The sequence below is a fragment of the Mesorhizobium sp. WSM4306 genome (assembly GCF_007003975.1).
Lineage (GTDB): Bacteria > Pseudomonadota > Alphaproteobacteria > Rhizobiales > Rhizobiaceae > Mesorhizobium.
Genome location: NZ_VFTC01000038.1, coordinates 41,485 through 47,710 on the forward strand (window position 1 = coordinate 41,485; position 6,226 = coordinate 47,710).

The following is a 6,226-nucleotide window of genomic DNA, read 5'->3' on the forward strand; positions in this document are numbered from 1 at the left end:
TTGTCAGCCAGAGTTCACGCCGCAAAGAATTTCGAGAGCGCGGCCGCCGTCTCGCCAGGATGCTCCTCCGGGAAGAAATGCCCGCCCTTGACCGGGCCGCCCTCGACGCTGTCGGCCCATTGCCGCCAGATCGCCAGCGGGCCGCCCTCGTCCGCATACCAGTTTTCCAAACCGCCCTCGCCGCTCCACAACGCAAGCAGCGGGCATTTGATGCGACGGCCGTCAGCCTGGTCCTGCGCGTCGTGCTCGCGGTCTATGCCGGCGGCGGCGCGGTATTCCTCGCAAATGGCGTGCACATGGGCGGGATCGCGCAACGCCTCGATGTAAGCCTCTCTCACTTCGGCGGAGAAAGCATCGGGAGCCGAGCCCCAGCCGGCGATCGCATTGTCGACGACAGCATCCGGGGCTGCGGCCAGCAGACGCTCCGGCAGCGGCTCGGGCTGGGCAAGCAGGCTCCATGGCCAGAAACCGAGCGCCAGCCTGGCATCGGCGCGATCCCACGCGACGGCCGTCGGGATGATGTCGAGGACCGCGAGTTTCGACACGGCCCCGGGATGGTCGAGCGCCATCCGGTAAGCAACGCGGCCGCCGCGGTCATGGCCGGCAACCATGAAGCGGTCGAAGCCGAACGCGTTCATGACCTGCACCATGTCGTGCGCCATCGCGCGCTTGGAGTAGGAAGTGTGATCAGCATCGGAACCCGGACAACCGCTTTGGCTATAGCCCCTGAGATCGGCGACGACCACGCTGAAGTGCCGCGCCAAAGCCACGGCAATGTCGCGCCACATCACATGCGTTTCGGGAAAGCCGTGCAGAAGCAGCAAAGGCGGCCCCAAGCCAGCGACCCTGACGAAGATCGCTGTCTCCTCCACTTGAACGGTTCTGGCCCCAAAGCCCGAAAACATCAGTCGCCGCCGACCATGCCGTGACTGGAGCGGATGCGGAGCACCTGGACGCCCTTCGGCAATTCGATCAGGAACTCCTTGTCGCGGTCGAGATGGTGGATGGAATTCGGATCGCCGCCGGTAAAGGCCGCCATCGCCTCGACGCTTCCCCAATAGGAGATGGTGACGAATTCCGAATGGGTCGGCGTGTCCTCGCGAAAGGTCTGCACGCCGAGCGCTTTCTCGATCAGCGGCTTGATACCCACCTCGTAGTTGTAGCGCTCGTAGGCGTCTGCCTTGTCCGGCAAAGTCCTGCCGCGCCAGATACGGGCGATGGTCGGATTTTTCGGTGTCATCTCCCATAAACAGCTAAGCGCGAGCCGCGTTCCAGCGGTCAGCTGAAGCTCCTGACAAAAGGGCAGCAGGAAAATAGGTGATCCCGACAGGACTCGAACCTGTGACCATCGGCTCGGAAGGCCGGTGCTCTAGTCTGCTGCGGTACCGTTGGCCTGTGGCTGAACAGGTCGACAATTTATCGCAGCGCTTTAGGCAGCGTGCGGCGTCGATGACACTGAGGTCGACTTTGCGCTTCAGGGGTATTGAGACCCGGGCCTTGAGGCAGGCCGGCCAGGCCGGCGCCATAGGCGACAACCAGGCCTCAACCCGCTCCGCACCGAAGGTCGATGCAGCAAAATCGATTCCGATATTCGCACGCACGGATCTCCGGTTCCGGATCACGCGCTGCCGCCTCAAGCAGCGCGCTGGCTTTCTTTCGGCCGCAGATTCTGGTTCATGCGGAACAGGTTCAGCGGGTCGTAGCGCTGCTTGATTTCCAGAAGCCGGCGATAGTTGCCGCCATAGGCCGCTTCGACCCGGTCGGACTCGTCCTCCGGCATGAAGTTCACGTAAGCCGTGCCGGCGGCATAGGGCTTGGTCGCCTCGTAGATACCACGAGCCCAATCGATGCAGGCCTTGTCCATTGCCGGTTCGCGCCAGCGGGCGTGGACATTCATGACGAAATGCGAGTTGCGCTGCGGAAACGCCGTTTCATCTGCCGCCACACGGCCCGCCACGCCGCCGACATGAGCGAAGAAAATTTCACATTCTGGGCCTGGAAGCCTGGCAATCGCCGCAGTGGCGGCACCAATCGCGCCGTCCGAAAGCCCGGTCAGGTCATGGCTTTTCCAATAGTTGCGGGCGCCGGCCGCCAGCAGCGGGTCGAAGGCCTGCTGCCACCCGGTGAACGGGCTGGGGCCGACGACATCGGCAATCGGTGTGCCGATGGCGCGAAGCTTCTGCGTCGCCTTTTCGCCCGCCTGGATGTCGCCGCAATAGCACATGGCCAAAATCAGCACCTCCTTGCCATGCCATTCGGTCGGCAGGAACGGTAGCGGCGGTGCCTGCCGCATGACCACCCAGCAGGTCAGTTCGTCGGGCGCGGTTTCGAGCGCCTTGCGATAGTCCCGCAGCACCTTTTCGGCATCGGCGAAGGGATGGACGACGAGCCCCGACAGAACCTGCGGACCCATCTGGTGGAGTTGGAACTCGAACGCCGTGACGACGCCGAAATTGCCGCCGCCGCCACGCACCGCCCAGAACAGGTCCGGATTGTCCTTCTGGCTGACGCGCAGCAACTTGCCATCGGCGGTGACCACATCGGCTGAAACAAGATTGTCGATGGTCAGGCCGAATTTGCGGGTAATCCAGCCGAAGCCGCCGCCCAGCGTCAAGCCTGATATGCCGGTGGTCGAGTTGATACCCGTCGGCACCACCAGGCCAAAGGCCTGTGTTTCCCGGTCGATATCGACGAGCGTGGCACCGGGCCCGACCCATGCCCGCCGCGCCGCGACATCGACCCGCACCGACTTCATCGCCGATAGATCGATCATCAGGCCGCCATCGCAGACGGCACTGCCAGCAATGTTGTGGCCGCCGCCACGCACGGAGACGAGAAGCCTGTTTTCCCGGGCGAAATTCACGGCACTGATCACGTCGGAGGCGCCGACGCAACACACAATGACACCGGGGCGCCGGTCGACCGTGGCATTCCAGACGGTGCGCGCTTCGTCGTAGGCGGCGTCGCCCGCCTGAAGCAGTGTGCCGCGCAAGTGTGCCGAAAGCGCTTCAAGGACCGCAGCGTCGACGGTCGTCTTGCCACGTTCAAGCGTGGTGAGGCTCATGCTGTTCATGGTTTCCTCCCGATTTTTTGTTTGTGAGCCGTTCTCCTCCCAACGCTTCGAACTGTGCTCTTATATTAGAAATCGCGCAAGTTTGGCACAGACCGGCGCTGCGCCCATGTTGACGCCCAACGACGTGCGCTCGGGCCAGCATGGACGACCCAACGCTGGAGGGCGCAATATCTTCGAAAATACTAGCGATCAGCGCCGGGATGGCGCCGCCATCGACTTCGCGCGTTAGCGACAATTAAGCCTGGCCTAAGGGTCAACCAATCCAGACCGATGCCTGCCCTCAGGCTGCTCGCGCCCGGCGCAGCCTTTCGGCGACGTAACGCGGCCCCGGCCCCGTGAGCGGTCTTTCGGTCGCCAGGAAGCCATCCAGCATGGAAAGCAGTTCGCGCGCCGCGCCGGACGAGCAGAAATAGTAGACCATCTGGCCGTGGCGACGGGTGTCGACAACGCCGAAGGCGCGGAGCTTGGCAAGATGCTGCGACAGGGCCGACTGGCTGAGCAGAACTTTCTCGGCAAGAACACCGACCGAAAGTTCGCCGCCGACCAGGTGGTTCATGATCAAAAGCCGCTTCTCATTTCCCATCAAGTTGAGAAAGGCGGCGACAGTTTCTGCATTGGCGGCAAGTGTTCTCGAAATCATCGATTCCAGATCTTTCACTTTCGCGCTCATCCGGCGCCGTGCCAAACGCGACCTTTGGATATACCGTTGCGATGATTTCGTCGCATCTCGCCCACTCAATCGAGGCGACCTATGCGGCGAAAACCAGCGCCAAGTTCAATAAGCCAAGACACCAATCAGAATATCAGACCAAAGTCCTAGCCAATGTCAGACCAAAGACTATCAGTGCTGCGTTCTTTCTACAAGACCATAACGATATCTGCCGGCGACCTGCTTTCAGGCAGCACGCAGGGACGGCGCTGACGTCCACTTCGCACCCCGCGGAAACAGGGTGAGATGTTGGAACTTTGGAGCGGCGCCTGAACTAAACCGTTGAATTATTGGCGATCCCGACAGGATTCGAACCTGTGACCATCGGCTTAGAAGGCCGGTGCTCTATCCAGCTGAGCTACGGGACCGCTGGCCGGACAAGCCATCTGATATCCTGGCCGGCTGATATCTATGTGCCGGACGCTGCCCGGCGATGCCGGTCAATGCGTCCAGGGTATCCTGCGGTCATAGCGGAAATTTTCCGCATAGGAAATCTGCCGGCGCTTGGTCTCCTTCGGCTCCTCGACGCGGAAGGCCAGTCCCTGCTTTTCGGCATAAGCCACCGCCTCTTCCCTGGTGTCGAAGGTGAGCCGGATCTGGCTCAGCATGTCGCCCGATGTGGTGTAGCCCATCAGCGGGTCGATCTTCTTACGCTGGGCGGGATCGAATTCCAGCACCCAATGGCCGGTCTTGGCCTTGCCGGACTGCATCGCGGTTTTGGCTGGGCTGAAAATACGCGCGGACATGGGCACCTCGTGGCTGCGTTGGCGGAAGCGCCGCCTTATTTCAGTCAATACTGTGCAACACTGCCGACGGCAAGGCCGAAGCGGCTTGCAACCGCGCCGCTTCGGAAGCGGCATAGGCCCGATACACTGGCGTGGCATCAAAAGTCATGGTCATGATAGCAACATATAGAGGCATGGACGCAGGGATTTTGCACGCCGAGACCGGCCAGCCAGCGATTTTCAACGGCGCGATCGTCATCGGCGCTGGCGGGGCCGGGCTGACCGCAGCCCATGCGCTGCTCAAGGCCGGCATACAAGTGATGGTGTTGGAAAAGGAAGCCCGGCTGGCCGAGCCATGGCACCGACGCCACCCACAGCTTCATCTCAACACGCATCGCGATCTCTCGGCCCTTCCGGGCGTCTCCTTTCCCGCCGGCACCCCTGCCTTTCCGCACCGAAGCGCCGTCATCCGCCATCTCAACGAATTCCGCGCCGTACACCGGCTGCCGGTCGAATTTGGCGTCTCAGTCGACGAGATTGTCTTCAACGGTGACCACTGGCTTGTGCGGACCGGCGCCGGTCCGCGACTGGCGCGCTATGTCATCATCGCCACAGGGCGCGACCGGCAGCCCTTCATTCCGGCCTGGAAAGGCATGAAGGCCTTTGCCGGGCGCATCATCCATTCGGCAGAGTTCGGCGAGGCCAATGACTATGCCGGCCGAAAGATATTGGTCGTCGGCGCCGGCAATTCCGGCTTCGACTCGCTCAACCATCTGGCGCGGGTGAATACGGGGCAGATCTGGCTGTCAGCGCGCCATGGTCCGGCGCTGTTGCCCAAGCGCATCGGCCAGATCGCCGTCCACCGCTTTTCGCCGATTCTGGCGCGGCTGCCGTTCAAGCTTGCCGATGCGGTGATGGCAGCAACGCAGCGGTTGGTGTTCGGTGACCTCGCCGCCTTCGGCCTGCCGCCGACGCCCTCGGGCGGGGCAAGCCGGCTGGCGTCGGATTATACCGCCATCGCCGCGGATGACGGCGCCGTCGACGCCATCAAGGACGGCAGGATCATCGTCGTGCCGACGGTGCGGGAATTCACCCGCGACACGGTCATTTTCGACAATGGCGTGACGATCCGGCCCGATATCGTTATCGCGGCGACCGGCTACCGCACCGGGCTCGAGGCCATGTTGGGCAAGCTCGGCGTACTCGACGAAAAGGACGTGCCGCTGTTCAACGGCGCCGACAGCGACCCGAAACTGCCGGGCCTGTGGTTCACCGGCATGCGGCCGAGCATCCGCGGCTGCTTCGCCAACGCCCGCATCCAGGCCAAGGCGATCGCTGCCAGAATTGCGCGGGAGCGCAAACCGCCGAGTCCGGTTTGACGTTTTAGGGGTTGCGCGGCAGGGCCCGGAACCTTATACGCCGCAGGGCCTCGGAGTGTAGCGCAGCCTGGTAGCGCATCTGGTTTGGGACCAGAGGGTCGGGAGTTCGAATCTCTCCACTCCGACCATTTCTCTCCCCTTACAAAGTTTGTCTGTGGCTAAGGCTGCCGGCGCATGGCGGTGCGCGTTCGCACCCAGCAGGCCTGCGAACGTTGCAGACATGCTGCAGCCGAATCTGTCGGCTGTCGGCCGGAGCAGTATCAGCCTAAAGCGTGTCGCTATTAATTGGCCTCATATCCGGCAGCCTTGAAGAAGTTTCTGCATTCGGCTGGCTCGAACA

The 6,226-nt window shown here is 62.5% G+C and carries 6 protein-coding genes and 2 tRNA genes; 2 read left to right on the plus strand and 6 right to left on the minus strand.

What is annotated here, in order from left to right; translation table 11 throughout:
* Window positions 1–14 precede the first annotated feature (14 nt).
* From FJV77_RS29330 to FJV77_RS29355, 6 genes are all read right to left on the minus strand, one after another.
* A complete protein-coding gene (locus FJV77_RS29330) occupies window positions 15–905 on the minus strand; it encodes an alpha/beta hydrolase (RefSeq protein ID WP_142869868.1) in 891 nt (296 codons plus the stop codon).
* Window positions 905–1,240, minus strand: coding sequence for a hypothetical protein (locus FJV77_RS29335; protein ID WP_142869869.1), 336 nt, complete (start codon window positions 1,238–1,240; stop codon window positions 905–907). The genes FJV77_RS29330 and FJV77_RS29335 overlap by 1 nt, the downstream gene beginning before the upstream one ends.
* 393 nt (window positions 1,241–1,633) lie before the next feature.
* Window positions 1,634–3,073: an FAD-binding oxidoreductase gene (locus tag FJV77_RS29340; protein WP_142869870.1), complete on the minus strand. Its 1,440-nt coding sequence runs from the start codon at window positions 3,071–3,073 to the stop codon at window positions 1,634–1,636.
* 280 nt (window positions 3,074–3,353) lie between these two features.
* Window positions 3,354–3,713 carry a metalloregulator ArsR/SmtB family transcription factor gene (locus tag FJV77_RS29345; RefSeq protein WP_142869876.1) on the minus strand — a complete coding sequence of 120 codons (360 nt, stop codon included), beginning with the start codon at window positions 3,711–3,713 and terminating at the stop codon, window positions 3,354–3,356.
* A 360-nt stretch (window positions 3,714–4,073) separates the two neighbouring features.
* Window positions 4,074–4,150, minus strand: a tRNA-Arg gene (locus tag FJV77_RS29350).
* Window positions 4,151–4,222: 72 nt separating this feature from the next.
* Entirely contained in the window at window positions 4,223–4,528 is a 306-nt protein-coding gene (locus FJV77_RS29355) for an ETC complex I subunit (RefSeq protein WP_023670294.1), read from the minus strand.
* A gap of 173 nt (window positions 4,529–4,701) precedes the next feature.
* On the opposite strand from FJV77_RS29355, the gene FJV77_RS29360 reads away from it, so the two are divergent.
* Window positions 4,702–5,886, plus strand: a complete 1,185-nt coding sequence (locus FJV77_RS29360) for an NAD(P)/FAD-dependent oxidoreductase (protein WP_142869877.1) — start codon at window positions 4,702–4,704, stop codon at window positions 5,884–5,886.
* A gap of 51 nt (window positions 5,887–5,937) precedes the next feature.
* Window positions 5,938–6,014, plus strand: a tRNA-Pro gene (locus FJV77_RS29365).
* Window positions 6,015–6,226 lie beyond the last annotated feature (212 nt).

Bases quoted from the DNA above. Each gene is read 5' to 3' on its own strand.
- FJV77_RS29330 (WP_142869868.1), bottom strand. From the start codon at position 905: ATGTTTTCGGGCTTTGGGGCCAGAACCGTTCAAGTGGAGGAGACAGCG.
- FJV77_RS29335 (WP_142869869.1), bottom strand. From the start codon at position 1,240: ATGACACCGAAAAATCCGACCATCGCCCGTATCTGGCGCGGCAGGACT.
- FJV77_RS29340 (WP_142869870.1), bottom strand. From the start codon at position 3,073: ATGAACAGCATGAGCCTCACCACGCTTGAACGTGGCAAGACGACCGTC.
- FJV77_RS29345 (WP_142869876.1), bottom strand. From the start codon at position 3,713: ATGATTTCGAGAACACTTGCCGCCAATGCAGAAACTGTCGCCGCCTTT.
- FJV77_RS29355 (WP_023670294.1), bottom strand. From the start codon at position 4,528: ATGTCCGCGCGTATTTTCAGCCCAGCCAAAACCGCGATGCAGTCCGGC.
- FJV77_RS29360 (WP_142869877.1), top strand. From the start codon at position 4,702: ATGGACGCAGGGATTTTGCACGCCGAGACCGGCCAGCCAGCGATTTTC.